Here is a 2,647-nt window from a genome sequence, read left to right on the forward strand (position 1 = left end):
TCTTCTTTACGACGTTACATCAAAATACCTGCACTTTTATTTGCCATAACTCAACCGATTTTAGAAGTACATCAATGCGCAACAAAAACAGGAAGTCAAAAATAAGATCCTGCCAGTTTTTTATCAGAATATTGCTATCTTACCCGTATACTCTTTCCTGTTATTATATGACCAGACTTTTCCCATTAAAGACCGGCGCCGGCCGGGTTGTTTCCACCATTTCAAAGCTTTCGCTGCTCTTTGGAGTAGCTGCATTCACATTTCAGGATAGTCCGCCCAAGCCGGACGATAGCCGCTTCACACCCATTGTTGTATCCGATAACCTCGACGAACCGATGGTTTTTGAGGTACTTACCGACGGTTCTGTTTTTATCGCGGAAAGAAAAGGCGCGCTGAAAAAATACAATCCGTCTACCAAATCTACCGATCTCATTGCTACCATTCCGGTAAATACCAAATATACGAGTGCGGAAGGCGTAGTACGCGAGGCAGAAGAAGGATTAATGGGCCTTACTATGGACCCGAACTACGACAAAAACCATTGGATTTACCTCTACTACGCACATCCAACCGAGAAAAAACACATTCTGGCTCGGTGGGAGGTTAAAGACGAGCAGCTGGTAGAAAGTACCAAAAAAGTGATGCTGGAAGTAGACACGCAACGTGAAGTTTGCTGCCACACAGGCGGCGGGATGACCTGGGACAAAGCAGGCAACCTGTACCTGACCGTCGGCAACAATACCGGTAATCAGAAGGCAGCACAAACCGACGAGCGGCCGGGCAGAGCGAGCTGGGACGATCAGGGGCACGCCGGGAACACCAACGATTTAAGAGGTAAAATCCTGAAAATCCACCCTGAACCCAATGGAACCTACACAATACCGGCCGGAAACCTTTACCCGAAAGGAACACCAAAAACACGTCCTGAGATTTATTCGATGGGGCACAGAAATCCCTGGCGCATTGCAGTGGACAGCAAAACGGGCTACCTGTACTGGGGAGAAGTGGGACCTGACGCAAGTGAAGATTCAGAGATCGGCCCAATGGGGTACGATGAGCTGAACCAGGCTCGCAAGCCGGGCAACTTCGGCTGGCCGTGGTTTGTTGGAAACGACCAGGCTTTTCCGGTTTACGACTATGCAGCAAATAAACCCCTCGCAAAAAAAGACCCTGAGAACCTCGTTAATACTTCTCCAAACAATACAGGTTTGCAGGAGCTGATGCCCACGTCACCCAGCTTCATTTACTATCCTTATAATATTTCCGAAAAATTCCCGCTGGTAGGCTCCGGCTCACGCAGCGCCACTGGCGGACCGATTTACCACCGCACAGATTTTAAAGCACCAAAGCGTCCATGGCCTGCCTATTATGAAGGTAAATGGATCGCGGCCGACTTCTCTCGCGGCTGGATCATGGCTATTTCAATGGACAAGAACGGCGACTATGCCGGCATGGAACGCGTAGCACCCAACTATCACCCTGTTCAGCCGATTGATATTAAATTCGGTCCGAACGGAGACTTGTATGTACTCGAATATGGCAGCAACTGGTTTAAGAAAAGTGACAACTCGCGCCTGATCCGCATTGAATATAATGGCGGGAACCGCAAGCCGGTAGTGCAGGTGTCTACCGACAAAAAGGGCGGAACGGTACCTTTCAAAGCCACATTGTCTGCCGAAGGCACGAAGGATTTTGACGGTGATCCATTGAAATACAGTTGGAAAGTAATGGGACCGGGCGGTGTTGTGAAAAGCTACAATACAGCCAATCCGGTTGCAAGTTTTGATAAACCCGGCATTTATACTGCAAACCTGACCGTAACTGATTCAAAAGGCGCTGCCAACAGCCAGTCGCTTAAAATCATCGCAGGTAACGAACCGCCGAAAGTGGCTGTGAATATTGATGGAAACAAAACCTTCTTCTTTCCCGGTAAGACTATCCCCTATTCCATTGACGTGAGCGACAAGGAAGATGGCAGCCTTTCGGACGGAAAAATCAGCGCTGACCAGGTTGCTGTGAGCATTGATTATGCTTCCGAAGGTTTTGATTATGCAGAAGTGATTCAGGGACAGCGCAGCGTAGACGCTTCTACGCAGTTTGCTGTTGCCAATGTACTGATCAATAAGAGCGACTGTAAAGTTTGTCACCAGCCTGCAACCAAATCGGTAGGACCTTCATTCGCAGACATTTCGAACAAATACAAAGGTCAGCCGGGTGTTACTGAAAAGCTGGTGAAAAAAGTATTGGAAGGCGGCTCCGGAGTTTGGGGAGAAGTAGCAATGGCGGCCCACCCTGCCCTACCGGTTGCTGACGCAGAAGTGATCGTCAAATACATTCTGAACAGTACCGACAAAACGCTGAGCACATTACCGGTTAAAGGAGAATATACACCCAAGATCCCGGCGCAGGACAATGGAAGAGGAACAGTACTGATCCGCGCCGCATTTACAGACCGCGCGGTGAGTGGCAGCAAGGCGGTACCTTCGCAAACAACCGAGGAGATGATCGTACTTCGCAGCCCCGAGCTAACGGTTTCGGATGCGGCCATCGTAAAAGGCGCTGAAATGAAAGCGATCGGCTCACAGGGCGCGGGTTTTCTTGCAATGCCTTTTGCAAACAGCTTCCTGGCCTTTAACAACATTGACCT

General features: G+C 49.3%; 1 protein-coding gene. It reads left to right on the forward strand.

The features are described from left to right. Positions 1-167: 167 nt before the first annotated feature. On the forward strand, positions 168-2,647 hold a 2,480-nt coding region (locus ACTIE6_RS22450; protein WP_439558758.1), incomplete at its 3' end, for a PQQ-dependent sugar dehydrogenase.

Origin of the sequence: Dyadobacter sp., assembly GCF_051859145.1 — a bacterium.
Lineage (GTDB): Bacteria > Bacteroidota > Bacteroidia > Cytophagales > Spirosomataceae > Dyadobacter.